29 protein-coding genes are annotated in these 26,282 nt (G+C 46.9%); all 29 read right to left on the reverse strand.

The genetic code is table 11. The features are described 5' to 3' along the window. Positions 1–52: 52 nt before the first annotated feature. Positions 53–922 (reverse strand): sporulation protein YpjB, encoded by an 870-nt coding sequence (locus tag J2X75_RS11745; RefSeq protein WP_310336556.1) that lies wholly within the window; start codon positions 920–922, stop codon positions 53–55. Between the two features lie 66 nt (positions 923–988). Then, complete coding sequence (locus tag J2X75_RS11750) at positions 989–1,615, reverse strand: DUF1405 domain-containing protein (protein WP_310336557.1); 627 nt, start codon at positions 1,613–1,615, stop codon at positions 989–991. A 114-nt stretch (positions 1,616–1,729) separates the two neighbouring features. Continuing rightward, on the reverse strand, positions 1,730–2,614 hold the full coding sequence (locus J2X75_RS11755) for a menaquinol-cytochrome c reductase cytochrome b/c subunit (RefSeq protein ID WP_310336558.1): 885 nt from the start codon (positions 2,612–2,614) through the stop codon (positions 1,730–1,732). A gap of 21 nt (positions 2,615–2,635) precedes the next feature. Continuing rightward, entirely contained in the window at positions 2,636–3,307 is a 672-nt protein-coding gene (qcrB, locus tag J2X75_RS11760; RefSeq protein ID WP_017687726.1) for a menaquinol-cytochrome c reductase cytochrome b subunit, read from the reverse strand. A gap of 15 nt (positions 3,308–3,322) precedes the next feature. Continuing rightward, positions 3,323–3,862: a QcrA and Rieske domain-containing protein gene (locus tag J2X75_RS11765; protein ID WP_036607648.1), complete on the reverse strand. Its 540-nt coding sequence runs from the start codon at positions 3,860–3,862 to the stop codon at positions 3,323–3,325. Between the two features lie 192 nt (positions 3,863–4,054). Then, entirely contained in the window at positions 4,055–4,477 is a 423-nt protein-coding gene (locus J2X75_RS11770; protein WP_310336561.1) for a DUF2487 family protein, read from the reverse strand. A 152-nt stretch (positions 4,478–4,629) separates the two neighbouring features. Beyond that, positions 4,630–4,809: an IDEAL domain-containing protein gene (locus tag J2X75_RS11775; protein ID WP_017687723.1), complete on the reverse strand. Its 180-nt coding sequence runs from the start codon at positions 4,807–4,809 to the stop codon at positions 4,630–4,632. A 23-nt stretch (positions 4,810–4,832) separates the two neighbouring features. Beyond that, entirely contained in the window at positions 4,833–5,339 is a 507-nt protein-coding gene (locus tag J2X75_RS11780; RefSeq protein WP_310336563.1) for a gamma carbonic anhydrase family protein, read from the reverse strand. A gap of 47 nt (positions 5,340–5,386) precedes the next feature. Further along, the gene (locus J2X75_RS11785) at positions 5,387–6,505 is read right to left on the reverse strand and encodes a hypothetical protein (RefSeq protein WP_036607656.1); all 1,119 of its coding nucleotides are present in this window, start codon (positions 6,503–6,505) and stop codon (positions 5,387–5,389) included. A 233-nt stretch (positions 6,506–6,738) separates the two neighbouring features. Further along, on the reverse strand, positions 6,739–7,338 hold the full coding sequence (locus J2X75_RS11790; protein ID WP_307534838.1) for a histidine phosphatase family protein: 600 nt from the start codon (positions 7,336–7,338) through the stop codon (positions 6,739–6,741). Between the two features lie 43 nt (positions 7,339–7,381). Next, the gene (locus J2X75_RS11795) at positions 7,382–8,017 is read right to left on the reverse strand and encodes an anti-sigma factor family protein (protein WP_036607660.1); all 636 of its coding nucleotides are present in this window, start codon (positions 8,015–8,017) and stop codon (positions 7,382–7,384) included. Beyond that, positions 8,014–8,607, reverse strand: a complete 594-nt coding sequence (locus J2X75_RS11800; RefSeq protein WP_036607662.1) for an RNA polymerase sigma factor — start codon at positions 8,605–8,607, stop codon at positions 8,014–8,016. Before J2X75_RS11800 ends, J2X75_RS11795 begins: the two co-directional genes overlap by 4 nt. 699 nt (positions 8,608–9,306) lie before the next feature. Next, the gene (locus J2X75_RS11805; RefSeq protein ID WP_124116217.1) at positions 9,307–10,401 is read right to left on the reverse strand and encodes a prephenate dehydrogenase; all 1,095 of its coding nucleotides are present in this window, start codon (positions 10,399–10,401) and stop codon (positions 9,307–9,309) included. Positions 10,402–10,427: 26 nt separating this feature from the next. Further along, positions 10,428–11,528 carry a histidinol-phosphate transaminase gene (gene hisC / locus J2X75_RS11810; protein ID WP_307534835.1) on the reverse strand — a complete coding sequence of 367 codons (1,101 nt, stop codon included), beginning with the start codon at positions 11,526–11,528 and terminating at the stop codon, positions 10,428–10,430. Between the two features lie 86 nt (positions 11,529–11,614). Further along, a complete protein-coding gene (gene trpA / locus J2X75_RS11815; RefSeq protein WP_310336566.1) occupies positions 11,615–12,421 on the reverse strand; it encodes a tryptophan synthase subunit alpha in 807 nt (268 codons plus the stop codon). Then, a complete protein-coding gene (gene trpB / locus J2X75_RS11820; RefSeq protein ID WP_017687714.1) occupies positions 12,418–13,617 on the reverse strand; it encodes a tryptophan synthase subunit beta in 1,200 nt (399 codons plus the stop codon). The genes trpA and trpB overlap by 4 nt, the downstream gene beginning before the upstream one ends. Further along, a complete protein-coding gene (locus J2X75_RS11825) occupies positions 13,614–14,315 on the reverse strand; it encodes a phosphoribosylanthranilate isomerase (RefSeq protein WP_310336769.1) in 702 nt (233 codons plus the stop codon). Before J2X75_RS11825 ends, trpB begins: the two co-directional genes overlap by 4 nt. A 35-nt stretch (positions 14,316–14,350) precedes the next feature. Next, a complete protein-coding gene (trpC, locus tag J2X75_RS11830) occupies positions 14,351–15,139 on the reverse strand; it encodes an indole-3-glycerol phosphate synthase TrpC (protein WP_076250003.1) in 789 nt (262 codons plus the stop codon). After that, positions 15,129–16,169, reverse strand: a complete 1,041-nt coding sequence (gene trpD, locus J2X75_RS11835; protein ID WP_091018280.1) for an anthranilate phosphoribosyltransferase — start codon at positions 16,167–16,169, stop codon at positions 15,129–15,131. The genes trpC and trpD overlap by 11 nt, the downstream gene beginning before the upstream one ends. A gap of 68 nt (positions 16,170–16,237) precedes the next feature. Then, a complete protein-coding gene (gene trpE, locus J2X75_RS11840; protein WP_310336571.1) occupies positions 16,238–17,806 on the reverse strand; it encodes an anthranilate synthase component I in 1,569 nt (522 codons plus the stop codon). Between the two features lie 690 nt (positions 17,807–18,496). Further along, positions 18,497–18,874, reverse strand: a complete 378-nt coding sequence (gene aroH / locus J2X75_RS11845; RefSeq protein WP_047843558.1) for a chorismate mutase — start codon at positions 18,872–18,874, stop codon at positions 18,497–18,499. 5 nt (positions 18,875–18,879) lie between these two features. Next, positions 18,880–19,974, reverse strand: a complete 1,095-nt coding sequence (aroB, locus tag J2X75_RS11850; RefSeq protein ID WP_036607679.1) for a 3-dehydroquinate synthase — start codon at positions 19,972–19,974, stop codon at positions 18,880–18,882. 1 nt (position 19,975) lies between these two features. Then, the gene (aroC, locus tag J2X75_RS11855) at positions 19,976–21,145 is read right to left on the reverse strand and encodes a chorismate synthase (RefSeq protein WP_017687707.1); all 1,170 of its coding nucleotides are present in this window, start codon (positions 21,143–21,145) and stop codon (positions 19,976–19,978) included. A 178-nt stretch (positions 21,146–21,323) separates the two neighbouring features. Continuing rightward, entirely contained in the window at positions 21,324–22,118 is a 795-nt protein-coding gene (locus J2X75_RS11860) for a CheR family methyltransferase (protein WP_062835189.1), read from the reverse strand. A 25-nt stretch (positions 22,119–22,143) separates the two neighbouring features. After that, positions 22,144–22,587, reverse strand: a complete 444-nt coding sequence (gene ndk / locus J2X75_RS11865) for a nucleoside-diphosphate kinase (protein WP_017687704.1) — start codon at positions 22,585–22,587, stop codon at positions 22,144–22,146. Positions 22,588–22,741: 154 nt separating this feature from the next. Beyond that, positions 22,742–23,716 carry a polyprenyl synthetase family protein gene (locus J2X75_RS11870; RefSeq protein WP_310336576.1) on the reverse strand — a complete coding sequence of 325 codons (975 nt, stop codon included), beginning with the start codon at positions 23,714–23,716 and terminating at the stop codon, positions 22,742–22,744. 343 nt (positions 23,717–24,059) lie between these two features. Beyond that, positions 24,060–24,680, reverse strand: coding sequence for a UbiX family flavin prenyltransferase (locus J2X75_RS11875; protein WP_307534827.1), 621 nt, complete (start codon positions 24,678–24,680; stop codon positions 24,060–24,062). Next, a complete protein-coding gene (locus tag J2X75_RS11880) occupies positions 24,681–25,547 on the reverse strand; it encodes a UbiA-like polyprenyltransferase (protein WP_310336579.1) in 867 nt (288 codons plus the stop codon). Then, a complete protein-coding gene (locus tag J2X75_RS11885) occupies positions 25,540–26,268 on the reverse strand; it encodes a demethylmenaquinone methyltransferase (RefSeq protein WP_036607690.1) in 729 nt (242 codons plus the stop codon). The genes J2X75_RS11880 and J2X75_RS11885 overlap by 8 nt, the downstream gene beginning before the upstream one ends. Between the last annotated feature and the right edge of the window lie 14 nt (positions 26,269–26,282).

The raw sequence follows: 26,282 nt of genomic DNA on the forward strand, positions 1-26,282 counted from the left end.
TTCATGTGGAAAGAGGTCTTTTTTTATATACCACGATCAAATTCATATCCGATTAACGCCGAAAAGGAAAAACCCCCTGCTGCTGTGCACGATATTTACGATATCCGGCGTAACTTAGCGTCGCCACAATGACCGAACTTATCAACAGCCCGGCTGCCCTGCGATCAGGGCCTTGTACAAACGGTACAAAGGCACTCTCGTCCTTTTCGCGACCAAATAACTGGTTCACCAGCTCCTCCCCGTGGCCCACCATGCTCTTTAACTGAGCCAGATCAGGCTGCTTTGCAGCGGTAAGCCCTTTGGTATGAGATAACCAGGCGTCCATCTGAGCAATCTCATACGGTTCACGGCGAATCAGTGCGGCAGGACGAATCGTCTCATAATGCTCCTCCAGAACGGTGTAACGGTTTGCCAGTACGGCCGCAGTTTGCCCTTGATTTGTAGCAGCGGATAAAGCGTCCAGATCGTTTTTCACGATTTTATAATACTGAAGCCATAAAGGCTTGGTTGGATTCGCGAGACTATCTGCTGCAAGTCTGAGTTTGGCAGAGGACTGCTGAAGAGAAGCATCGTCATTTTTCACCCTCACAACGGCTTGTTTCACTTCAACAATGGTTTCGGACAAGGCGTGAATGCCCTCAACTGTCGTTTGTCCCTCAAAAGAGATATGCTCCAGACTTTTACTTATACGCAGAATGCTGCCTCGCACTTCTTCAATATTATTCTCGAGCGCCTGCCGATACAATATGGCTGCTTCCTCATTCAGTTGTGCAATTGAATTGCTTGTGGACACTTGCTGATCTGAATTCGAATTTAATGCTTCACTTTGCGCGGATACACGATATGCTAAGTTCGTCCAAAGCAACAGAGCCATGAACGATACCACCAGTAATCCAGTTTTGATCCCAAACGTTCTCTTCATGGACATCCCTCCCACCACCAATGTATGGCGGGGGACAGTTCATTAGAACAAGCTCAAGATCGGATATCAGGTTCGTTTCGCTTGTCTTAAGGCTAGCCACGCGCACAGAATGCTCACCAGTGTCAGTCCGAATGTGAAATTACGTACACCATCTACATGATCATAGAGGGAACCTGGTAACCAAGGGTAAATATCATATGTATAATCCATCGTATCGTTCAACAGCGTCCAGAGACCTGCAACGACAAGGGAAGCCCAGCGGAAGCCGAAAAAGCGTACATAAATAAGAGCTTCAATGGACATTGCACTATGCGAAGCAATCAACATCCAGTCTTGCCAGTGCTGTGTACCGCCTTGCATCCACCCAGCGAAAATAATGGACACGGCCCATACGCCATATTTCACAGATGTGACTACGGCAAGCGCCTGAATCACATGACCGATCCGTTTGATAATGATGGACCGTGGTGGGTACAAGACCCATAACAACGCTAAAGTAAAAAACAAACTCGCTGTTGGGCTATCCGGCACAAATACGATCTGCCACACCGGCTGCTCAGCCAGCGTCAGTTTCATTTGCTCTCCGTACCAGATGTATCCGTACACCGTTCCTACCGCATTACACCAAAATAATAGCCACAGGAAATAACGATTGGTCAGAAATTCCCTACTCCAGAAATACGATAAAGCCACATTCCCTGCCCCTTCCTTCATCACATATTGTGCACGATACAGTGCTGTTCAAAAAAAACACTTCAAAAAAAACCTGACCGCATAAACGATCAGGTTTCATTGGTTATTTCGATTTTACTGTTCTGCTTTCTGTTTCGCAAGCCATTCGGTCAGATGAGTAATCTCTTCATCCGTAACGCCTTGAGCAATAGCATTATTGTACTGAGGCTGCATTGCATTGTAGCCTTCTTTAATAATGGTCAGAATCTCTTCCTGGCTGTGCTTGTCACCCACACCTCGAAGTGAAGGTCCAGTTGCTCCCTTCATATCAGCCGCATGGCAGCCAATACACCCAGCCTTCTTGTACGTTTCCATTGCAGGATCATCCTGTTCCACGATCGCAACTTCTTCTTGTTGTCCAGGTGCATTGGAAACTGGTGGGAGCCCCTGTTCACGCCTCTCCAGTGCTTCTTCTTCACGTTGAATATGTTCAGGCTTCTGTCCACTTGCTTCCAACTCATGCTCATAGTGCGTCCACGCTACATTCGTCAGGTAGAATACAGAAATGACCGACAAAATCATCAGTGATGAAGCAATGGGGCGCTTATAGAAACGCCGCTCCTTGCCTGTGTCCAGAAATGGTGCCAGCAGCAAAGCTCCGAAAGCGACTCCGCTGACCCCCAGTACCCCGAGCAGAACGTAATCGCCCGATGCGTATGGATACTTCAAGTACTGATACAGAAAAAGGAAGTACCAGTCCGGCATAGGAATTACGGATGCGCTCGGATTGGCCGGATAGCCCAAAGGTGCAGGTTCTGAGATCGTGAGAACCAGAATCCCCACCAATACAACGACACCAACCATCCATTCTTTCAGCAGGAAGTTGGGAATAAAGGCTTCTGATTTGCCGGGATACGCCGTGTAATCAGGCGGGGTAATAAATCCCGCCCCTTTACGGACCCGTGAATCACCGACAAAGATAACCTTTTCCTCATCATCCTTCTTATGTCCGTGAGCCATTGCGATTCCTCCCTTCTCAGTTTATAGTGGTCCCGAAATGCCCTGTCTGCGGATCATGATAAAGTGTCCGACCAGAAGCACCAGAAGCACAGCGGGGAGGAAGAATACGTGCAGGGCAAAGAATCGGGTTAGTGTCTGTGCACCAACAATCGTACCGCCTTGCAGGAATTCTTTAATAATCGGTCCCAGCCAAGGAACCGTATTGGCAATCTCCAGTGTTACTTTTGTTGCAAAATAGGCTTTGTTATCCCATGGCAACAAGTACCCTGTCAGCCCCAGGCCCAACATGACGAAAAAGATCAGCATGCCGACAACCCAGTTCATTTCACGCGGTGCCTTGTAAGAGCCTGTAAAGAACACACGCATCGTATGTAAGAACATCATTACGATAACCAGACTGGCTCCCCAGTGGTGCATGCCGCGAACAATTTGGCCGAAGGCTACTTTGGTCTGCAGATACTCCACACTTGCGTAGGCATTGATAATATCAGGTACGTAATACATGGTCAGGAACATGCCTGACAAAATCTGAATAACAGTAATAAAGAACGTCAATCCACCAAAGCAGTACACGAATGCGGAAAAGTGATGAGCCGGATTTACATGCTCTGGAACTTCATGATCCGCAACGTCCCGCCAGATTGGCGTGATGTCAAGACGCTCGTCAATCCAGTCATAGACATTTTTAAACATCTGCGTTCACGCCTCCTAATTCACTCGGGTGTTCGGAACAATGTCGCCCAGATATACCCAACCCTGCTCTTCCTTGACTACGTACTCATCCAGCGGTTTGGGGGCTACGGCAAGATTCTTCCCTTCCTTGTCATAGTGCGCGCCATGGCAGGGGCAATGATACTCGTCAGGGTATTGCTTGTCACTATTCCAGCCTACTGTACATCCCAGATGTTTACAGATAGGTGAGAGTGCATAAATTTTACCCTGCTCGTCTTTGCGAATCCACGCCACTAACGATGCATTACTCAGATACCAACCATCCTGTTGTTTAAGTTCAAAGGTGAATTCTTGAGGCTCATTCGTAATTTTGCTGATTTCAGCTACTTTGACAGAGGTGCCTTCTCCCTTATGTTGCAAAATCGGGTCCACCGCAAAACGGACCATAGGAAGGATTGCACCGGCGGCCATGTAGGCTGTAGCTCCACCAAGCGTGTACGTCAAGAACTGCCTGCGTGACATCTCCATGCGGCTTGGCAATTTCAATGAAGCTTCGTGGTCATGCTCACTGCTCATACTGTCTCCAACCCCCTTTTTCAGCCAACTCTCTCAAACGTTTTCATTTTCATAAATTCCACGACTTACTAGAACATACATAATCATATAGTAGCCCTAGAACACCGTCAAGAATTTGTCACACATTTTTAAGGTTCAATTGTAAGCGTTATTAAAAAATTGTTGTAAAGTTGTCACATTTGTCGCTAAAAACTATTTTTTCCACAACTCTCGTATCTTTTCCCCTACAAATCTCGCAATCCCTTCTTCTCCAACCTCATGAGTTAAGACGGACCGACTCAAAACCAGATCAGCAGATGGAATGTCCACGCCATCCAAATGACCATCTGATGACATAATAACCACATATTTGAATCCTGAGGATTTAAGCTGTGCGGACAAGGAATTTAATGTCATTGACAATTCCGAATTAGCATAATGAAAGGCTGGATAAGTCATGATTCTCCCTTTGAAGGGAATTTCGACCATGTCCAGAAAATCTCTCAGCCGCTCCAATGCCTCGGTAGCTTCAACTGGCGACTGCTCACCGCTAATAGCTGTGTATGGAATAAGGCATGTATCCAGATAGAGTTGCAGTTCAGCCCAGCTGTCTTGAGTCATCTCACTGAATTTCAATTCCCTATATCCCCTCTCTATCCATTTTATTCCCATATTATATATGACCATATCTTATAAATCCAGACATTCATTTCAGAATTACACATATCAAAAAAGGAAATACGCCTCTGCGCATTCCCTTTTATCTCAGAAAGGATATATTTTGCCTATCAGTTTATGGTCCTCAGTTCATCCGTCAGACTCCGGAAAGCTACTTCGTCTCCGGTAGCTAACGCTTTATCGATTTCCAAATAGAGCTTCTCGCTGCGCTGTTTGCGAAGCGCTTCGTCCCACACCATCTCAGCTGCCAGCCCCAACATGACTTCATACGTAACTTTCATTTTATCCAATAGGATGCACCTCCAAAACGGATTTAAGAGCTCCTATATTCTTTTCCTTTGGTAACATAACCCAGTGAAGTTCTGGACATCCGCTCCAGATCGGCATCAGTCAGCTCACGTATCACTTTGGCAGGTGTCCCCAAAGCAAGAGTATAGGGCGGAATATTACTATTCTCAGTAACAACAGAACCGGCTCCAATCAGCGTATATTCGCCAATGTCGGCTCCATTCAGCAGAATGGCTCCCATGCCGATTAATGATCCTGTTCCAATACAACAACCATGAATGATCGCTGTATGTCCTACTGAAACATCATCTCCCACAATCAAAGGTTGATCAGTATTGACATGCCCGACAACGTTATCTTGAATATTACAGCGCTTTCCAATGATAATAGGTGCCAAATCAGCCCGCAGGACTGCATTGAACCAGACGGAAGACTCTTCTCCCATTCTCAAATCACCGATCAGTTTTGCACCTTCAGCCATATATACCGAAGGGTGTAACTGAGGTTGTAGACCTTTGTATGGAATTATCATTATTATTATCACTCCTTAATTTGGGAGTGATTTTAGCAACTTGTCCTTCACTTGTCAAACATAATAGGTGTAATGTCTCCTGAGATGGAGCGACAGGATGCAGCAAGACGTGTGCCCCAGGCTGTCATTTGTATAGTCCTGCCTTCCTCATGTTCCCCAATACGGACCATGCCAAGATGCAACATCATTTTAACAATTCTGTTATCATAGATGGCCTCGGCCGTATCATAATAGAACGGCTGAATGAATGGACCGATCTGACGAAACAGCGACTCGGCGGTTGACCATTCCTGGGCACATTCGCCTGTCCAGTACACAATAGAGGACAGATTGGGAATAGCACCTTTATACAATCTTAACCAAAACCTAAATAGCTGTATCATTTCGGCTGTTTTCTCTGCCCCCAGCTTGTCTTCTCCAGCTGGTGATAGCTTCAGCGTGCCTTGCTCCTCCCGAACCAGCCGATGGTGAAATGCATAGTCGTAGAGAAGTGCAAAACGATCCGGGTAATCCTTGAAGGAACGGCCATATCCGAATCTCCATCCACCTTTGCCCACCAATTCCTCACTAATGTGCAGATGCTCCATAATCTGCTGTTGAGAGCGACGGTACATCATTCCTTCAGCGTTAAGGGCAATCTCGTGCTGCTGGACAAACTGCAGGAACAACTTGAGATCATCCGCTAAGAGATGATATTCATCCCGATACATGGGTGGTTCCGTTGTTTTGGTAATCCCTGCTCGCAGATGTGTGGATAACACATCCCTGAATCTTAATTTCAGATCCTGGGGTACCTGATACAAATACCTGGTCTGCTGCGTTGTCCCATTGAACAACCATCCACTCTTATTAAAGCGAACGATGAGATCACGTGGACTCGCGCCAGCCTCACTCTCCTTTTTGTCCATCGATTGACGGGCTATGGCAATGAGTTCTTCCATACCATAATACTGGCGAGGATCAAACAACAAGTTGTTCAAAAAGCGCTGATCTGCTTGATTCAGTTGACGTACCTGCTGCTCAAAAAAGGGTCTGCTGCCCAATGTAGTGAGAATACTCTGGATGAGTTCGTGTTTGGAATTGGGCTTGCATTCACATTGGTAATAGTCTGCTATTCGATTAAGCTGGCCAATATCGGCAAAAGTAAGCATATCCGCTAGATTCATGGGTCCATCGCCTCGCCCGTTAACTACTTCGACTGATGATTCGGAGCCTGAAATAGTTTGGTTTTGTAAACATCGTTGACGGAATTCCCATAATCTAAACCTCTTTTTGGAAATCTTTTATGTTTTAAACCATACTATGCCCCAAGTTGGTCAATCAGAAGAAAAATGAGAGGTTTGAAATCATATAAAGTCTTTATTTCCCCATAAAATGCAAAAAAACAACCCAAGTTGGATTACTCAGGTTGTTTCGCAGTGTCCAAAGACAGATGTCGTGTGCAATTATATAACAGCGGACTCCAGTCATCACGTTCCTTTTCCAGGATCGTCAGTGACAGGTTTCCAATCCGTTCTGTATACCGATCTTTAAACAAGGCTGTTAACAGGTTGGCCAAGAAAGCTCCGTGAGTGACAATGAGTACGTTTTGGTCCGAATAGGCAGACCATAGATCTTCCAGAAACGCCAGTGCACGAATCTGGATATCCGCTATCTGCTCCTGTCCCAAGTCCAATGTCTCCCAGGCTTGGCCCCAACGGGCAACCCGTTCTTCTGAAGTCAGACCTTCAATCTGACCAAAAGCCCTTTCTTTCAACCGTGCGTCCGGCTCAAGCAAAGGTACATTCAACAGCTTGGAGATAATCTCCCCTGTTTCCTGTGCCCGCGATAATCCACTTGTGATGATATAGTCCCATTGGTATTCTTCCTTCAGCAGACGTCTTCCCAGGCGCTCTGCCTGTTCACGACCTTCTCCATTCAGAGGAATATCCGTCTGACCCTGTATACGGCCCGCCGCATTCCAGTCTGTAAGACCGTGACGAATAAGCCCGATTCGCACTTACATCCCTCATTTCTCCACACGGCGAACGAAAGGTTATTACCTATGCACTCGCACCTTGTTTGCGTTTATTCGTTGTTCGATGCATACGTCCAAGAGAAAATAACGCCATTCCTATTGCAAGTAAAGAGAGTGCCATCCAATACTGCGGATAAGCAGGTCCCATGCTCACAACAAAAGGTTCTATGATACTTCCTCTGTCCGCTCCAGTCATGTTGTACTGATACATTCCAGAGGACGATGGTCCGCTTCCGGCAACCCCTGTCTCCAGGATACCCGTAGTAACAACTTTGGTTTGCTCAGCTTCTGATACGTCTGGCTTAAACATTGCCATATACAGAAAGCTGCATAAAAAAATAGCCAGGAACGCGGCAATCCACAAAGACATATGCTTGCGGATCACAGCAGAGAAACGATTAACCTTTACCTCTTCCGGCAGTAACCATGGAGACTCCGCATAGATCCGGTCCATCACGTTACGGTTCACTCTCTCTGCTTGTTGTTCTGTCACTGGAACCGGAATGCTGTGCAGCAAGATCTGAGCTTCTTCCCAGACCTCAAACTGCTCGGAGCACTCTTCACAACCAGCGAGATGAGCATGAAATGCAATCCGCTGAGGATGAGTTTCCGGCAAGTCCCAGACCAGTGCAAACAGTTCCTGGGCTTCATTGCAATTCATCGGTTCTTCATCCCTTCATATGGCTCGTACACCGGTTCGAAGAAATAAGGTTCCAATTGAGTTTTTACGCTTGATCTTGCTCTGAATAATAGCGATTTCACAGAACTGACGCTCTGCCCAAGAATATTCGCAATCTCTTGGTAGTCTAGTTGATCATACTCACGGAGTATAATCGCAGAACGCTGCTTCTCCGGTAAATTGTTAATCGCATCCCTAACCAGCATCACCCGCTCGCTGCGTAGTACAGCATACTCCGGTGTATTCTCCGAAGGAGCAACGGGAACAATCCCGCTCTCTTCAAGTGGGACATTTCCGCTGCGCTGTTTGCGAAGCTCACTCAGTACCGTATTTCTCGCAATGGTATATAACCAGGTTGAGAATGAGGCATCCACCTCACGGAAAGAGTGCAGACTGCGGAACGCCTTATAGAAAGTCTCAGAACAGAGATCTTCCGCAAGCAGCTCCATATTGGAACTTTTCAACATATGATATACGAAAGCCAGTATTTTACGCTGATAACGACTCATCAGCTCGGAATATAACTCCAGGTTACCTTCCTTGATCTCTCGAATCAACTGGGAATCCGTCATTTGAGTGCGACCCCTCCTCGCCCATCCATGTGCTTCTCCCCGTTCGACTCTATCCATGTATTACCGAACAGGCACAAAAAAGTTGCGGTTCTCACCGCATATAAAAAGCGTTCAGCGCCATAACTGGCCTTCCCGCCAAATTCCCCTATGTAATGGCAATTTCCCCAACGTTTCTACATTAACAGTATTATTGTACAACGGTCTGCATCATCCTGGCAAATCCATTGGCATCCACAGAACCCGACCTGTCATTCATATGCAGTCATTTTCACGTTCATGACTTCATTTTGAGCCTTTTTGGTGAGCCTCTCTTATATAGACGGACGACGTACTGAAAAGGTTACAAAAATGTGATATTTTTTTGATCTAAGGTATCCCTAAAAAAAGGAGTTATTATCCTGAATTACCGAAAGATATAATTAATTCGAACAATTTTACTGAAAGTGTTGACAAAATGAAAACGTATACATATAATAAGGGTACAGTATGGTTTCTCTCCACTCCTATCCAATAACTGTATTGCTCCACGTGAGCAATGGCCGCTTTTGTAAGCGGTCTTTTTTTTGTCTTTAAAAAGATATTGATATGTTAATATTTATATAATTCCTATATAAAACCCTCTTTGATCCGTGACTGAAAATTAAATATGAACTTCAATATTACCTCACAAAAAAGAGGGCTTTCGCCCCCTTTCACGTCTTATATCCACACTTGATAGCCTAAGGAATCCAATAACGTCTTGGCTCGTTCCATATCTTCTTCCTGACGGAAAGACAGACGCATAATACCCGGCACATCCACCCGGTTTTCGATAATCTCCAAGTTGCTCAAGTTGATATCATTCGCACCAAGCTCAGTTGCGATCTTACCGATCATACCCGGTGCATCCTGGACATCAGTATATAGATCAAATAAAGGCGAAATCATGCCTTTGCGTCGTTCTGGTAATATACTACGGAACTCGCGGGCCTGACGGAATGCCTCCTCTATGCCTTCACCGTTCTTATGCTCCAGCATATCCGTAAAGGCCGTCATCTGGCTATTCCAGTCCTTAAGCAAGCCCAGCAGTACATCACGGTTGCTAAGCAAGATATCTCTCCACACAATCGCATCACTGGACGCAATCCGGGTAATATCCCGAAAACCACCTGCAGCCAGCATTTTATACAGTGGATTCGACTCATTATATTCACGCACCTGATTCACCAGCGCAACAGCAATAACATGTGGCAGATGACTAATCGCCCCCACGATGTCATCGTGCAGCAGAGGCTCCACACGCACGATCTGTGCCCGCGTATACGCAAGCAGCTCAGACAGCCTGCTGTAGGCTTCCTCAGGTACATGTTCTGAAGGGGTTAAGACATAGTATGCATTCTCAAACAACACAGCTGAGGCCGCATCTACGCCTGCACGCTCCGACCCCGCCATAGGATGACCACCAATGAAGTAAGCGTCAGTCAACCGCACATGCTCGGCACATGCGGCAATGGAAGCTTTAGTGCTTCCTACGTCCGTGATGATACATCCTTTTTTCAATGGCAGCTTGGAGAGCTTTTCGAAATAGGATTCAAGCAAACCTACGGGAACGCACAAAAAAATAAAGTCGGCATCGTCTACCGCTTCTTCCAGAGAGAGCGTAGCATCATCCACTACACCGCTCGCTATGTACTTGTCCTTCAGTTCATCCAAGTGGGCGTAGCCCATCACGGTTACATCTGGCTTGCCTTTGAAGCAGAGCGCCAGTGAACCGCCGATGAGTCCTACACCAATCATTGCAATTTTTAGTTTCATGGGTCCTCACTCTTTCATCGCCAGTTTTAAGGGCGTGCTACCGCCTTCTCAGCCAGCGTGTTCTCCAGTGCCGTGACAAAAGCACGGTTCTGTTCTGATGTTCCGACGGACACACGAATGTAAGTTGGGTATACGTGGAATCCTGGGCGAACGATAATGCCTTGTTTGAGCAAGGATTGGAACGCAATTGCTGAAGGCATATCCAGATCAACCATAATGAAATTACCCTGTGAAGGGAAATATGACAATCCCAACCGTGTAAATTCATTTTGCAGGTAATCCCGATCCGTTGCATTCCGCTTCGAGCACTCTTGAACAAAATCCTGATCCAGTAGTGCAGCGGTTGCCGCAACCTGTCCAAAACGGGAGGTGTTAAACGGTTCACGTACACGGTTAATCAAATCAATAATTTCGGGACGTGCAATGCCGTACCCGATCCGGAGTGAAGCCAAACCGTAAATTTTGGAAAATGTCCGCAGTATGACCAAGTTCGGATACCGTTCGATCAATGGTACGCTTTGCGGATATGCTTCATCGGTTACGAATTCATAATAAGCTTCGTCCAGTATGACCATCACATGAGCAGGCACACGGTCCATAAAGGCTGTAAGTTCCTGCTCGGAGATAATCGTACCTGTCGGATTATTTGGATTACACACCCATACTGCTTTGGTTTTGTCGTTAATTTGCGCGAGCATCGCGCTCAGATCATGCGTGCCATCTTTCAGAGGCACTTCGATGGTCACGGCACCCTCAATATCTGCATTGCTTTTATATACGGAGAATGTCTGATCTGCCATGATGGTCTCGTCACCCGGCAAGAAGAAAGCTCTTGTGATCAAAGCAATAATCTCATCGGAACCACAACCAAATATTAAGTTGTTCCGTTCAACGCCAAGATGCTTGGCAAGAACTCCCGTCAGCTCAACCGAGCTACCGTCTGGGTATATGCTTATATTAGTCATTTCTCTCGTAATGGCTTCCAGGGCGGCAGGAGAACTGCCGTACGGGTTTTCGTTGGAGGCCAGCTTGATGACTTGTTCAAGCCCCAGTTCACGTTTCACTTCTTCAATCGGTTTGCCCGGCTGGTACACAGGCAGATTGACAATCTGGGATTTCGGTTTCAACCCGACCGCCTCCTGTTATTGAAATAATGTTAGACACGAATCATCATGCACCTCACGTGTCCAAAAGATGTCCTTTCAGGACATCCCTATCCCTTTAATTGTGCCACAAAGTTGCGAATTTGCAACAGTCCTGCTGCACGCGTATCCGGATTTTCAAGCAGAGGAATCGCATCTTCCACCTGACGAACAATGGCACTACCTACAACAACGCCATCGCAGATGCGGGAGAAATGTGCCACCTGCTCATGACTGGAGATACCAAAACCTACCGCTATAGGGAGGTCTGTCAGACTTTTCACCGTCTCAATGAAGCTTTCAACGCCATCAAAGAAAGAAGCTCTCTCTCCGGTTACGCCAAGAGAAGATACACAATAGATAAAGCCACTCGCTCCCGTTACAATCCGCTCAATCCGGGCATTAGATGTAGGTGCAACAAGCGGCACCAGATGCACACCAGCACGATTTGCGCGTTCTCGCACCTCTTCCGCTTCCTCAATCGGCAGGTCCGGAATGATCATGCCACTAATATCGTGTTTGACCAATTCATCAAAGAATACATCCAGTCCTGTCTGCAATACCGGATTATAATAGGTGAACAGTACAAACGGCAGTTTCACACCTGCCTTACGAGCTTTTGCCGCGGTTTCCATAACAGTACGAATGGTAATCTGGCTTTTCAGCGCACGTTCGGAAGCACGCTGAATGACTGGGCCATCCGCAAGCGGATCGGAATAGGGAACACCCAATTCCAAAATATCCGCTCCAGCCTGTTCAAGCTCCTTGATGATATCAATCGTTGTGTCCACATCCGGGTCCCCCACGGTTAAGAATGGAATAAGTGCCGTGCGATTCTGTTCCTTCAATTGCTGGAAGGTCTGGTCCATCAGATTCATCCCAAGTCACCTCCCGTGTATTTCATGATGGATTCAACATCCTTGTCTCCACGTCCCGACAGACAAATGACTACAATATCATCTGCTGTAAGTTCAGGCGCCAGTTTGACAACTTGGGCTACCGCATGTGCAGACTCCAGAGCAGGAATGATTCCCTCCGTCCGACATAGGAGTTGCAGGGCATCCAATGCTTCCTGATCGGTGATCGGTACATATTTTGCCCGTTCAATATCCTTGAGATAGGAATGCTCTGGACCAACACCCGGATAATCAAGTCCGGCCGAGATGGAATGCGCTGGCTGAACCTGTCCATACTCATCCTGCAACAGGTAACTCATAGATCCCTGAAATACACCATGCGTACCTTTGGTCATCGTCGCAGCGTGATACTCGGTTTCGACCCCTTTGCCTGCGGCTTCAACACCAACAAGCTTCACATCCTGATCACCGATAAATGGATAGAACATACCGATCGCATTACTTCCTCCACCGACAGCTGCTACAATTACATCCGGCAAACGCCCTTCGATCTCCTGAATCTGACGACGGGTCTCATCACCAATCACACGTTGGAAATTCCGCACCATCATCGGATATGGATGAGGACCAACCACTGATCCGAGCACATAGAACGTATCCTCCACATTGCTGACCCAGTAGCGAAGAGCTTCATTACCAGCATCCTTCAGTGTCCGTGTTCCGGACGTAACCGGAATCACTTCTGCTCCGAGCAGCTTCATCCGAAATACGTTTAACTGTTGACGCTCTGTATCTTCTTCGCCCATAAATACTTTGCATTCCAATCCAAGCAATGCGGCTACGGTTGCCGTTGCAACGCCATGTTGACCTGCACCTGTTTCGGCAATAACTTTCTTTTTGCCCATCCGTTTGGCAAGCAAACCTTGTCCAATGGCGTTATTAATTTTGTGCGCTCCTGTATGATTAAGATCTTCACGTTTCAGATAAATTTTCGGTCCGCCCAATCGGCGTGATAATTGCTCTGCATGATACAATGGTGTTTCACGTCCAGAATACTCGCTTAGCAGATAGTTCAGTTCCTTGTTGAATTCCTCATCTTCAGAGAAGTGGCTATATGCCTCCTCCAACTCTATGAGTGCGTTCATTAGTGTCTCAGGTACAAAGCGGCCTCCGAAGTGACCGAAACGCCCGTGTTGATCCGGCAATTGATGTGTCATGCCTGCTTCACCCTTTCTACGAATGCTGTAATTTTGGCAATATCCTTCACACCTTCAGTCTCCACGCCGCTGGATACATCGACGCCGAAAGGTGCATATGTCTGTATTAGTTGTTGTACATTGTCCGGCTGCAAACCACCTGCAACGAACAGAGCAATTTCGCGACTTTTTGCCCATTCAGCATAGGCAGGGATTCGCTCCCAGGCAAACGTTTTCCCGGAGCCCCCTCCATATAGAGGATCATGGGTATCAAGTAATATCGCATCCACGAATTTATCGTAAGTATCAAGAGCCCTTATGGCTGCATCATCAGCTTCCGGTCCCGTTTCATCTTTGGGAAAAGAAAAAACTTTGAACACTCTGGCATTCCACCGCTTCTTCACCTGCTGGCAAAATTCCGCAGTCTCCTGTCCATGCAGTTGAATAACATCCAGGTGAGCAATCTCCATAGTGTGTTCCAACTCTTCGAGCGTAGGATTCACAAATACACCTGCAAGCTTCGGCCGATCATAGGTAGACCATTCGAACAACACCGTTCTTAATGCAGCAGCCTGCTCAGGTTCGATTCGACGGCGTGATTTGGCAAAAACAACACCAATGTAATCCACAGGCAAGTTTATCATCGATTTTAGCACTTCAACGTCCTGAAGTCCACATATTTTTACGGCCGCTGGCAGCGGGTTTCTCAGTTCTGACATACTGTCGCCTGTGCCATCGTGTATGGAAGTATTCATCATTTGGGTCCCATTAGATCATATACAGCCGCCTCGACATCATCCTTGCGCATGAGATGCTCACCTACGAGAATACCATGAACACCGGCCTGGATCAGAGGTACTGTTGATTCTGGTCCGTCAATACCACTTTCGCTAATCAAGGTAACGCCACTTGGAATCAATTCCATCAAATCCAGTGTCGTGTTCAGACTGGTTTCGAATGTTTTCAAATTACGATTATTGATGCCCACAAGTGTTGCCTGCGGAATCTCCAATACCTGCTCCAATTCTGTTCGATCATGGACTTCAATCAAAGCGTCCAGCCCCAAACTTTTGGCAAATTCCAGATATTGACGAATCTGTTCAGGTGTCAGAATACTGGCAATCAGCAATATCGCATCCGCACCTAGTAATCTCGCCTCGGCAATCTGTCGTTCATCTATAATAAAATCCTTGCGTAATAGCGGAATATTCACCGCTTGATGGATCGCCTGCAAGTACTCGTTGCTGCCTTGAAAATACGACACATCCGTTAATACGGAGATGCAGTCTGCACCCGCACGCTCATAAGCAGCAGCGATCTCTACCGGATGAAAATCCGGGCGAATCAACCCTTTGGATGGCGAAGCTTTCTTCACTTCAGCAATAAGGCCGAGCTTGCGATTGCGTCCACTTGATAGTGCTTGTTCAAACCCCCGGGTTGCGGGTAGTTGTTCGATTTTTTGGATAGCCTCATCCATGCGAAATGTCTGTGCCAATACTTCTACTTCTTTATGTTTGGTTGCAACGATTCGATCAAGATACATGACTGTACGCCTCCGTTGTATGAATTAACTGTTCAAGCTTCCCGGCAGCTTTGCCCGAATCTACCGCTTCTGCGGCAAGTGTGACTCCTTCAGCAATGCTATCTGCAAGACCGGATACATAGATGCACGCTCCCGCGTTCAACAGAACAACATCGCGATAGGCACTCTGCTCACCCTGGAAGATCCTCTTAATAATTTCGGCATTCTGTGCCGCATCTCCTCCAAGCACCGCTTCGAGCGGATGCATAGACAAGCCCATATCACGTGGATCAATATCATAGGTGTGCACTTCACCATTGCGAAGTTCAGATACCTGAGTCGGTGCCGAGATACTGATTTCATCCAGACCATCATGGCTGGCCACAACCAACGCTCTTTTGAGACCAAGGCGATTCAGTACTTCAGCAATCATCGGCGTCCGGGAACGATCATACAGGCCAAGCAATTGGCGATCTGCTCCCGCAGGATTGGTTAACGGTCCGAGCATATTGAAAATGGTACGAACACCGAGCTCTTTTCTCGGTCCTGCCGCATGTCGCATGGAAGGGTGATATACCTGGGCAAAACAGAAACAGATTCCGATATCATCCAGACATTGTCTGGCCTGCTCGCCGTTCAGATGGATATTTACACCAAGTGCCTCTAATACATCTGCACTACCTGCTTTACCTGAAGCTGAACGGTTGCCATGTTTGGCAACCCGAACCGAGACGGCTGAGGCAATGATGGCGGATGCTGTGGAAATGTTGAATTTGTGAATACCCGATCCGCCTGTTCCACAAGTGTCCAGCAAGCCGCTGCCATCCGTTAGAATTCGTCCGCCCTGACCACGCATCGCTTCAGCAAAACCGGTGATCTCATCCACCGTTTCCCCTTTCATCCGCAGCGCCATCAGCAAACCTCCGATTTGAGCCGGCGTTGCCTCACCTCTCATAATCGAGTACATCAAATCTCTTGCTTCGGCTTGCTCCAGATGGCTGCCCTCCAAAATCTTCGCCAGGCCATTCTTCATGCCTTCCTCACGAGTAATCTCAGCAATGGGGGTTACAGGGTTCTCATTCATTATTGGGTTTATGTTCATCTCCGGTCTCTCCTCTCTCAGTTCTTAGCGGCCGCTGGTGTGACAAAGTAGTCTGCATTGGCCAGTCTCAATGTGCTGTCCTTTTCTTTGGCAGGAAACATTGCTTCTGCTGTTCGAATCGCTTTGAGCAATGCTTTAGCTTTGTTAACCGTTTCCTCATATTCATTCTCAGGCACAGAATCCCATACGATTCCCGCTCCGGCCTGTACATATGCTTTTCCTTTTTTGAAAATAATCGTACGAATCGTAATACAGGAGTCCATGTTACCCGAGAAACCAAGGTATCCGATTGCTCCTGCATAAGCACCCCGTGCCTCTTTCTCCAGTTCCGCGATAATCTCCATTGCTCGCAGTTTCGGTGCACCGGATACGGTACCCGCTGGCAAGCAAGAGAGGAATGCATCGAAGAAATCCTTATCTTCTCTAAGCTCGCCCGTAACGTTGGATACCATGTGCATAACGTGAGAATACCGTTCAATCTCCATGAACATGTCACACTTCACACTGCCGAAGCTGGATACCCTGCCCAGATCGTTACGCCCCAGATCAACCAGCATCAGATGCTCCGCGCGTTCCTTCTCATCCTGGAGCAGATCAGCAGCGAGTGCACGATCTTCCGCTTCTGTTGTCCCCCTTGGACGTGTGCCTGCAATCGGTCGTGTCTCCACACGATTCCCGTCCACCTTGACCAGCGCTTCAGGCGAAGTACCCACGATAATCTCATCATCCATTTTGAGGTAGTACATATAAGGTGATGGATTCAGGGTCCGAAGCACACGATACACGTGAAGCGGAGAAACTTCCGTATCAATGTGGAAACGCTGGGATAATACCACTTGAAAAATATCACCTGCGCGAATGTAATCTTTGGCTTGCTCCACATTACCGATAAACTGCTCCTTCGTGAGGTTGGAGCGAATATCCCCCAGTTCCACGTCTCCCGGAATAGAACGCGGATTCAGGTTCTCCCCTGGTCCTTGCTGCTGCAAACGTTCTGCGGCCTGCTCCAGCTTCTCCGAAGTCACTGCATACGCTTGACGTATCTCGTCATCCGTTGCACCGTCCTTGACGTGTACATTCCCGACGAGCAGCATCTGCTGCTTCACATGGTCAAACACGATAATCTGGTCACAGAACATAAAGCGAATGTCATCCATATTCAAGTCATCCAGCGCGTGGGCTGGAAGCTTCTCATAATAGGAGAGCAGATCATATCCGAAGAAGCCAATTGCCCCACCTGTGAATGGTGGCAGTTCATCATCTTTTGGACTGCGATACTTACGCAGCAGTGCTTTCAGTTCTTCAATCGGTTTGCCTGGCAATTCACGAGTTTTCCCTGCTTCTTCTACAACAATCCGGCCCTTCTTGGCCGAAATCATCAGGAACGGATCTGTACCGATGAACGAGTATCTCGCCCATTGGATACCCCCCTCTACACTTTCCAGCAGGAATGCCCGGTCGTTGTCAGCATAACGGCGGAATATACGAATCGGAGTCTCCATATCTGCCAGAATCCGTTTGACTACCGGAATCAGATTATACTCATTCGACATTTTCAGTACTTGATTAACGTTTGGCGTTATCATCAGATCACGTCCTTTCAGATTTATATAAGTTCAACTAGAGAGGTTTACACTGAACACTCCGATGACAGAACAACCTTCCGATCGCTGTTATCCCCAGATTTTTTTGACTCCCTTTCTAAAGGGAAAATCCGGTGATAAAGGCGAACGCTCCGCTTCATCGGGTTATTTCTGTCCTCTCCGTTTGTGTAAAAAGTTTAGTTGAACCTATAAGGGTAGAAGGAAAAATAATATGTACAAAAAAACCTCTACCATCAGGTAGAGGTTTGGTTATAAGCTGTATTTAACAGGGTGATGCTTCATAAATAACAAGTCCCTATACTTCGCTGTCGGATTATTCACAGGTCGCTGAATTGATGCATCTCACATCATCCAATTCGGGAAAATATATCAGTTATAACACTTCAACTCCCATTCCAATATTTCGTAAAATATAGGAGAGTGCATTGATTGTGTTTGTACCAAAATATATCAAAACAAAAGGTGTCCTATGACACGTTTGTTTTCCCTGCTCCTGTTACCTATTCCGTAGCACGACGTACCGTGAATCAGTTGACCGGTTTCTGTTGCCCCGGTTACCACCCACTGGACTCTGCTATATACTCCACTAGCTCAGCTGCTCTCAGCTCAATCTCTACTCTACTCAACTGGTTCTCACTATACATCATTATGATCGGTTTGACAACCCACTACTTAAGAGCCAGAAGGTGCTGCCAAATCCGGACGTAATGCCTGTGCACCGTTCAGATACACATGGTTAATTTCATTCTGAGCTTTGTTTGTATTGACATGCACCATGAAACGAATGCACTGCGCCAAGGCACCTTTAACAGGAACCTCCAGTGCACACATTAGTGGTACGAGTTCCCAGCCATCCAGTTGGCGAATAGCTTTTGCCGGGAATGCAGCATCCAGATCCCCAGTTAACGTAATCCACACACTGCAGATATCTTCCGGTTGGATCTCATTGCGATCCACGATCTCCTGCAATAATACAGCCGTTTCCTTCAAAATCTGTTCTTCGTTGTTCTGCGTGACTGTTGTAGCCCCGCGAATTCCCCGTGTGACCATTGCTGTTATTCTCCCTTCCTGAGCATTTCAATGACGTCCCGAACTGCCGACACAGGTACGTCCTTCACAATTCTTGCAGCCCCGATCCGATCAGGAATGATAAACACCATGTGACCTTCACGGAATTTTTTGTCATGCATCATCGCTTCCATTAATGCATCCGTGTCGAGATGTGCAGGCATCGTTGTTGGAAGGCGGAGTGAACGCAGCATGCGGACCGTATCTTCATAGAGCCCTGCTGGCGCACCAAGCTTCTCACCAAGCAATGCTGATCCAGCCATACCGATCGAGATCGCTTCTCCGTGCAGGAATTCTCCATAACCGGCAATCGCTTCAATGGCATGACCAATCGTGTGTCCCAGGTTCAACAACGCACGTTCTCCATTTTCACGTTCGTCTCTGGATACTATCTCTGCCTTAATGCCACAACCTCGCTCCAGGCCATATCCTAACGCTTCCGGATTAAGCGCAAGCAACTCTTCCGCATGCTCCTCACACCAATGTGCAAAAGCCTCATCACGGATCAGCCCGTGCTTCAGCATCTCTGACAACCCTGCCGAAACATCTCGTGGTGGCAAGGATTGAAGTGTGTCCACATCATAGAGCACTAGCTCGGGCTGGTGGAATGCACCGATCATATTTTTGGCCAGCGGATGATTGACAGCCACCTTGCCGCCTACACTGCTGTCATGCGCCAAAATCGTTGTAGGTACTTGAACAAACTTGATTCCACGCATATATGTAGCGGCAACAAAGCCAGCCAGATCACCTACGACACCACCACCTAGGGCCAGAATCGCAGAACTCCGATCCAGCTTACCTTCGATCGCAACAGTCATCATATCCTGGTATACCGAAAGGGATTTCGATGTTTCACCAGAGGGCACAACCGCCGATACGACTGTATAACCAGCCGTACGCAGTGTTTGCTCCAAACCTGACAAGTATTTGGGAGCCACATTTTCATCTGTAATGATGAGTAACGGACTTTTTTTGGTCAAGCCATATTGCTCAAAATATTGAGGGGCTTGTGCCAGTAGGCCGCTGCCAATCAAAATCGGATATGAGCGTTCCTCCAACTGTACCGTCAGCTGACGCATATTAGTAATTCTCCAGTTGAGCGTTATAACTAGCAACATTCGCACGGATCTCTTCCATGGAATCACCGCCGAATTTCTCCAGGAATGCTTTGGCAATTTCCCACGCTACAACATGCTCCATAACTACACTTGCTGCTGGTACAGCACAAGCGTCCGAGCGCTCAACCTGAGCCGTAAATGCTTCTTTTGTATCGATATCGACACTTTGCAGTGGCTTATACAACGTTGGGATCGGCTTCATCACACCACGTACAACTACCGGCATACCGTTCGTCATGCCACCTTCGAATCCGCCCAGACGGTTGGTCGCCCGGTGGTAGCCGCGCTCATCCGTATGCATGATTTCATCATGCACCTGTGATCCACGAATGACTCCGGCTTCGAATCCGATACCAATCTCTACACCTTTGAATGCATTAATGGACATTACGCCTTGAGCGATTCGTGCATCAAGCTTGCGATCGTATTGAACATAACTGCCAAGACCAATTGGCACCCCTTCAACGATACATTCCACGATTCCTCCGATGGAATCGCCTTCTTGTTTAATCTGGTCGATGTAGGCTTCCATCTTCTTCTCTGTCTCAGCATCTGTGACACGTACAGAGGAAGCTTCTGTCACTGCGATCAATTCATCAATCGGAAGGTCCTGATATGGAGCTTCGATCTCTCCAATACGAAGTACACGTCCAGCTACCTTGATTCCAAATTCGGCCAGGAATTGACGTGCAATGGCACCACATGCCACACGTACCGTTGTCTCACGTGCACTGGATCGCTCCAGTACGTTACGCAAGTCTTTGAGATTATACTTGAGTCCACCGTTCAGATCAGCGTGTCCGGGACGAGGACGATGAACGCGACGTTTCTCTTCGTCACTGCCTTCGATCGGCTCAATATTCATAATATTCTGCCAATGTTTCCAGTCGTTATTTTGAACAACCAGCGCTACCGGAGCACCTGTTGTATATCCGTGACGGATACCACCAACGAAATTCGCCTGATCTTTCTCGATCTGCATCCGGCGTCCACGACCATATCCCTTTTGGCGGCGGTGAAGCTGGAAATTCAGTTCTTCAAAATCAATCGTCAAATTACTTGGCAATCCTTCAATAATAGCGGTCAATTGGGGTCCGTGCGTCTCCCCTGCGGTTAAATAGCGTAAACTCATAATACGTTCCCCCTTTAAACTGTTAAACTTCACATTGCTAAAATCCCATAATTTCTTTGCTTATTATAGTATAGCTGACCGGCTTTGACAAGAAAGTCGGCTCTTTCTTGTACTTGGTATACAAATAACCGCCTGAACACATGTACATGTGCTTCAGACGGCTGAACAACCATTATCATTATTTTTTCCGATAGAAAAATGTTTCTGCTGTCTCCAGACCATATTGTCCCGGGGAGAAGATCTGCTCCGTACTGCCCACAAATAAAATACCGCCTGGACGCAAACTTGCTGCAAATTTGTGATACAACAGGTTTTTGGCTTCCTCGGTAAAATAGATCATGACATTTCGGCACACAATCAGGTCGTACCCATCGTCAAAACGGTCCACCAGCAAATTTTGTTTCATGAACTTGATCGAATTTTTGAGTTGCTCATCAATACGGTATACTAAGCCATCCTGCTTGAAGTAACGGTTCGCCGTTTCCTTTGGCACATCCTTAAGTGAGCGTTCCATATAACGCCCTTCCTTGGCTTTGGCCAATGCACCTTCATCCAGATCACTTGCCGTAATCGAGCTGTCCTTCAAAATGCCCATCGTGTCCAAAATCATGGCGAGTGTGTAAGGTTCTTCACCTGTTGAACAGGCTGCACTCCAGACTTTGACACGACGCTTGGACCCCAGCAGCTCAGGCAGGATCTCGTCCCGCAGCACTTCCCAACGATTGGGATTACGCCAGAATTCCGACACGTTAATGGTCATACGATCAAGGAACTCGTAGAACAATGATTTATCTTTCTGCATAGCATCAAAAAAGTTAGAAAATGTATGAAACCCGTTTTTGTTGCGAAGTGTGGTCAGCCTTCTTTTCATCTGGCCTTCCTTGTATTGAGCAAGATCAATGCCTGTGCTCTCTTTGATTTTACGAATGAATCCGGTGTAATCCGGGTCTAGTAGTTGTTCTTGCTCCAGCATCGTGTATCACCCTTTTGGCTAATAATTACAACCAGGCTGCGATGCTCTTGTCGTATACCACCAGTTCATCTGAAGCAAAGAAATTTGCTGCTTCACGGGAAGCACTTTCCGGTGAATCTGCCCCATGAATCAGATTATGTGGTGTGTGGCTGGCGAAGTCTCCGCGAATGGTACCCGGAGCTGCTTCCTTCACATTGGTTTTTCCGATGACAATGCGCGCAAGCGCCACAATATCGTCCCCTTCCCACACCATGGCAAATACAGGCCCAGATGTGATAAAACGAACCAAATCATCGAAAAACGGTTTGCCCTCATGTTCAGCATAATGGCGTTTTGCCTGATCCTCAGACATCTGCACCAATTTGCCTGCCACCAACTTAAATCCTTTGTCTTCCAGACGGCTAATAATTCGACCAATCAATCCACGCTGCACACCATCCGGCTTCACCATCAAAAATGTACGATCCATCAGCTCACTCCTCACTCACGGTTCAAAGTTAATCACTATGTAAACGCAATCCCTCTGATTGTAACATACATGTCCAAATCCTCCCAATGAGGAATATCACAAGTCTGTTCATCTTTGGGTATGAGCGATCTGAGAGTTGAAGGTCATACAACATTTAATGCGTACGTTTAACCACAAAATGAGCGATATCACGCAGGTTTTTGGTCGTCTTGATGTTAGGTAGCTGATCGAGAGCATCGAGCGCTTTCTTCATATATCGGTCAGCAAGGGCTTCTGCTTTAGCGATTCCTTGACTTTGGCGAATCATTCCAATTGCATCCGATGCACTTGCCCGTCCTTCTTCATGCTGGACACGGGAAATCTCCTTAAGCAAAGGTTCCCGCAGATCGGATTCTTCTAGGGCATAAAGTACAGGAAGAGTAATATTTCCTTGCTTCATATCACTGCCTGGTGGCTTGCCAAGTTGTTTCTCGGTACCTACCAGATCAAGTACATCATCTTGAATCTGGAAAGCCATCCCCACATTGTATCCGTACGCATACAGCAGGGAAGATACATGCTCAGGCGCGCGTGTGGCCAATGCCCCTAACTGACAGCTAACCGCAATCAGAAGTGCTGTTTTACGGCGAATCCGCAGCAGATAGTTACGAACACTTTGTCCCGTATTGAAAAAATCGCGAATTTGCTCCATTTCACCAATGGACATCTGTACCATGGCTTTAGCAAGAATACGATGAATAGCTGGATCGGATAATCCGGCAGTCATTTCAAGTGCCTTACCGTAGATATAGTCTCCAGTGTACATGGCAATCCGATTATCCCATTTTGACTTCACCGTGGGTTTGCCTCGGCGTGTCTCCGCATTATCAATAACATCATCGTGGACGAGGGATGCCGAATGTATGAGTTCCAGCGGAACCGCAACCAGCTTCAGACGTTCAATGTCGTATGTACCAAATTTCCCACCAAGTAACACAAAAACGGGCCGCAACCGTTTTCCTCCTGCTTTGAGCAAATGAAGTGACGTTTCACTCAGCAGCTTCTGTTCTCCTCGAACACTGCGATACAACTCTTTCTCAATGTAATCCATGTCCTTTTTTAACAACCCGAAAATATCCAATAGTTTCATTCGTTCACCCGTATCAGCGTATTGTCAGTCCATAAATTCATGCTTACCTTCCCCTCCAGCAAGTCGGGCCTGCAGGCATTACGAAAAACCCGGCTTACCGTTCTTGCTTGTGTTTTTCTATAAGGTAATCTAACGTATTTTTCTTCTCCGAATGTCATAGCCGACACCCGGAAATTAAACTCTGCGACTTGTTCTGAAACAAAATACAGAAGTTGCCGGAGCATGGGTCAAGACTGTGGTTCATGAAGACTCACCATCAGCACTCACCAATACCCCGGGATTCGGGGGACAAATAAACCGAGCAACACTTTGGCAAAAAACAGCCTTGTATCGAACTCAGTCGTTATCCCCGTTCATCCGGTTCTCCCCATCTTGTAAACAGTTGATGTGGGATGCGCAAGCTATCCAGCACTTTCCCCACCAAAAACAGAATCAACTCATCCATAGTTTGAGGTTTGTAATAAAAAGCAGGCATAGCCGGTATCATTCGTACACCAAGACGAGAAAGCTTCAGCATGTTCTCCAGATGGATTGCATGAAGAGGCGTCTCACGTGGTACGAGGATCAATGTTCTTCCCTCTTTCATCATAACATCGGCTGCACGAGACATCAGATTATCCGACGATCCCTGCGCGATGGACGAAAGAGTTCCCATCGAACATGGCATGATAATCATGCCGTCGGCCAGATAAGAACCACTTGCAATGGAGGCCCCTATATCACTCACAGGATGATAGATCAGAGAACCGGCACGGTTGCCGAATTTTTCTTCCAGCACCGTGTCCCGATTCGTCACATCCCAGTCCAATTCTTCTTTCAGTACACGCCACCCTGCATTGGATATGACCAGATGAACGTTATATTCCAAATCAAGCAGCGTTTCAATTAATCGAATGCCATATATGCTGCCACTCGCTCCGGTAATTCCGACAACCAGTCGTTTATTGTCCGGCTGCTGTACCATTTATTTCACCGCCAGATCAATCAAAGTGAACGTAAATACGATTATACTAAGCAAACTGTTCATGGTAAAAAACGCCGTTTGAACACGGCTCATATCATTAGGCGATACAATATAGTGTTGATAGAACAGAATTCCATACGTCACCAACATGCCTGCGCCATACCACCAGCTCAGATCTGTCATCAACAATAACGCAAGAAAACCAATTGCAGTAATTACATGGAAGAACTTAGCGATCTGCAAGGATTTAACCAGGCCAAAACGGGAAGGTATGGAGTGAAGCCCCTCTCCCTGATCAAATTCCAGATCCTGACATGCATAGATAATATCAAAGCCCGCTGTCCAGAACACAATCGTAACGTACAGCACAATCGCTGTCCAATCCATCGTTCCTGTTACAGCTACCCAGCCACCAAGTGGTGCCAAACCAATCGTCATTCCGAGAACGATGTGGCATAACCATGTGAATCGTTTGGTGTACGAATACAATACCAACATAAACACAGCAATAGGCAACAGCTGCATGGATAATACATTAAGATTGGATGAGGCCCAGAATAACAATACAAATGAGATAATGACAAATATAACAACTTCCCCATTTTTCAACAGTCCTGCCGGGATGGCTCTCATCGCGGTACGCGGGTTTTTACCATCAATCGCTTGGTCAATAATTCGGTTCAAACCAAAAGCCGCACTACGTGCGCCGACCATCGCAAGCAATACCCACATGATCTGCATCCAGCTTGGGAAGGTATCATTCACTACCATGGAGCCGAGAATGGCCCCCATAAATGCAAAAGGTAAAGCAAAAAGCGTGTGTTCAATCTTGATCATTTCTAAAAAGATGCGAATTTTCCTAAACATGCTGATTCTCCTTGGTTCCAATATGCAGTGCCGCTATACCTCCGGTCAGAGGGTAGGCCTGCACTTGTTGTAATCCAGTTTCTGCAAAAATGTCTGCCAGTTCCTGCCTTCCCGGAAAAATGGCCAGTGAGTCCGGCAGCCATTTGTACTGCTCAAAACTTTTAGCAAACACTTTGGCAAGATTCGGTAAAACCTTCTCAAAATAAAAATAATAAATGCCTTTAAACGGCTGCCATGTTGGCTTGGACAATTCCAGGCACACAACCATACCGCCCGGTTTGACCACACGTTTCATTTCAGACAACACTTGTCTGAGATCAGGTACATTGCGCAGCCCGAACCCAATCGTCACATAATCAAATGAATTGTCTTCGAAAGGAAGTGACATCGCATTTCCCTGTGTCAGGGTAATCTGCTTCTGACGTTGAACCGCATTGATCTTTGTCTGGCCGACCTCCAGCATGTTGCTGCTGAAATCAAGTCCGTGCATGTGCCCCGTTTCACTTGCCTCTGCCATAGCAAGTGTCCAGTCACATGTGCCGCAGCACAAATCAAGACCGGTATCGCCTTTGGACATATTCATCTTTTTCATGGTGAATTTACGCCAAGCCTTATGCCTGCGGAAACTTAGAATATCATTCATGACATCATATTTTCCGGCTATACTCTGAAAAACCGAATGGACATATTCTTCTTTCGGTTTGGTCTCTCCGCTCCCCATTCGTCTGTCTCCCC

This window comes from Paenibacillus sp. 2003 (assembly GCF_031455635.1).
GTDB classification, from domain to species: domain Bacteria; phylum Bacillota; class Bacilli; order Paenibacillales; family Paenibacillaceae; genus Paenibacillus; species Paenibacillus amylolyticus_B.

Excerpts from the sequence above, each read along its gene's own strand:
- J2X75_RS11880 (WP_310336579.1), bottom strand. The coding sequence starts at position 25,547 with ATGTTTAGGAAAATTCGCATCTTTTTAGAAATGATCAAGATTGAACAC.
- J2X75_RS11875 (WP_307534827.1), bottom strand. The coding sequence starts at position 24,680 with ATGGTACAGCAGCCGGACAATAAACGACTGGTTGTCGGAATTACCGGA.
- aroC (WP_017687707.1), bottom strand. The coding sequence starts at position 21,145 with ATGAGTTTACGCTATTTAACCGCAGGGGAGACGCACGGACCCCAATTG.
- J2X75_RS11800 (WP_036607662.1), bottom strand. The coding sequence starts at position 8,607 with ATGACGGATTCCCAGTTGATTCGAGAGATCAAGGAAGGTAACCTGGAG.
- J2X75_RS11870 (WP_310336576.1), bottom strand. The coding sequence starts at position 23,716 with ATGAAACTATTGGATATTTTCGGGTTGTTAAAAAAGGACATGGATTAC.
- aroH (WP_047843558.1), bottom strand. The coding sequence starts at position 18,874 with ATGGTCACACGGGGAATTCGCGGGGCTACAACAGTCACGCAGAACAAC.
- J2X75_RS11745 (WP_310336556.1), bottom strand. The coding sequence starts at position 922 with ATGAAGAGAACGTTTGGGATCAAAACTGGATTACTGGTGGTATCGTTC.
- J2X75_RS11785 (WP_036607656.1), bottom strand. The coding sequence starts at position 6,505 with ATGAATCTAGCGGATATGCTTACTTTTGCCGATATTGGCCAGCTTAAT.
- J2X75_RS11860 (WP_062835189.1), bottom strand. The coding sequence starts at position 22,118 with ATGCTGGAGCAAGAACAACTACTAGACCCGGATTACACCGGATTCATT.
- trpA (WP_310336566.1), bottom strand. The coding sequence starts at position 12,421 with ATGAATCTGATGGACCAGACCTTCCAGCAATTGAAGGAACAGAATCGC.
- J2X75_RS11765 (WP_036607648.1), bottom strand. The coding sequence starts at position 3,862 with ATGAGCAGTGAGCATGACCACGAAGCTTCATTGAAATTGCCAAGCCGC.
- J2X75_RS11885 (WP_036607690.1), bottom strand. The coding sequence starts at position 26,268 with ATGGGGAGCGGAGAGACCAAACCGAAAGAAGAATATGTCCATTCGGTT.
- ndk (WP_017687704.1), bottom strand. The coding sequence starts at position 22,587 with ATGGATCGTACATTTTTGATGGTGAAGCCGGATGGTGTGCAGCGTGGA.
- aroB (WP_036607679.1), bottom strand. The coding sequence starts at position 19,974 with ATGCGTCAGCTGACGGTACAGTTGGAGGAACGCTCATATCCGATTTTG.
- trpC (WP_076250003.1), bottom strand. The coding sequence starts at position 15,139 with ATGTATCTTGATCGAATCGTTGCAACCAAACATAAAGAAGTAGAAGTA.
- J2X75_RS11805 (WP_124116217.1), bottom strand. The coding sequence starts at position 10,401 with ATGAAACTAAAAATTGCAATGATTGGTGTAGGACTCATCGGCGGTTCA.
- qcrB (WP_017687726.1), bottom strand. The coding sequence starts at position 3,307 with ATGTTTAAAAATGTCTATGACTGGATTGACGAGCGTCTTGACATCACG.
- trpE (WP_310336571.1), bottom strand. The coding sequence starts at position 17,806 with ATGATAACGCCAAACGTTAATCAAGTACTGAAAATGTCGAATGAGTAT.
- J2X75_RS11755 (WP_310336558.1), bottom strand. The coding sequence starts at position 2,614 with ATGGCTCACGGACATAAGAAGGATGATGAGGAAAAGGTTATCTTTGTC.
- J2X75_RS11780 (WP_310336563.1), bottom strand. The coding sequence starts at position 5,339 with ATGATAATTCCATACAAAGGTCTACAACCTCAGTTACACCCTTCGGTA.
- trpB (WP_017687714.1), bottom strand. The coding sequence starts at position 13,617 with ATGACACATCAATTGCCGGATCAACACGGGCGTTTCGGTCACTTCGGA.
- J2X75_RS11795 (WP_036607660.1), bottom strand. The coding sequence starts at position 8,017 with ATGAATTGCAATGAAGCCCAGGAACTGTTTGCACTGGTCTGGGACTTG.
- J2X75_RS11825 (WP_310336769.1), bottom strand. The coding sequence starts at position 14,315 with ATGTCAGAACTGAGAAACCCGCTGCCAGCGGCCGTAAAAATATGTGGA.